Annotated in this window: 1 protein-coding gene; it reads left to right on the forward strand. The window is 71.2% G+C overall.

The window, feature by feature from the left end; genetic code table 11:
• Positions 1-670 (forward strand): transposase (locus AAAX31_RS10070; protein WP_349077113.1); only part of this gene is annotated, 670 nt, incomplete at both ends.

Here is a 670-nt window from a genome sequence, read left to right on the forward strand (position 1 = left end):
CCGCCGACTCGGCCTCCAAGAACGACAGGAACGACGCCGCCAGGATGGCCAAGGCGATACTCGCCCACGACATCTCCCCCGTATGGGTCCCCTCCCCCGAGGTCGAGGGCATCAGGGACCTCGCCGGCGCCTACGACGGGGCGACCGCGCGCCTGGCGACCGCCAAGCAGCGGCTGCTCGCCTTCCTCGCAAGGCGGGGGTTCGTCTACGGCGGCACCACGCCCGCCGGCAACCCGAGGAAGTACTGGACCTACGACTTCCTGAGGTGGCTCGACAAGGTCAGGCCGGAGGACGATGGCGGGGTTCGGGCGCTCGCCGCCCTGAGGAACGAGGTCGAGGCCGCGGCGGAGGCCCGGGCGGACCTGCTCTCCGAGTACGGGGCCGCCGTGGATGCCAGCCCGATCGCCGCGGAGGTGGCCGCCCTCCAGTCGATCAAGGGCTGCGCCTTCGCGCTGGCCGCGGCCTTCTCGGCCGAGGTCGGCGACTTCACGAGGTTCCGTTCCGGAAGGCAGGTCACGGCCTATTTCGGCCTCGCGCCGAGTCAGAGGTCGAGTGGCGACTCCGTGCGGCTCGGAGGCATCAGCGGTGCGGGCAACGCGCTCGTGAGGAAGCTGGCCGTTGAGGGTTCATGGTGCTACGCCGCGGCACGGCACCAGCCGAAGCTCATGCC

It is taken from the genome of Collinsella sp. CLA-ER-H5 (assembly GCF_040092375.1).
Classification (GTDB): Bacteria; Actinomycetota; Coriobacteriia; order Coriobacteriales; family Coriobacteriaceae; genus Collinsella.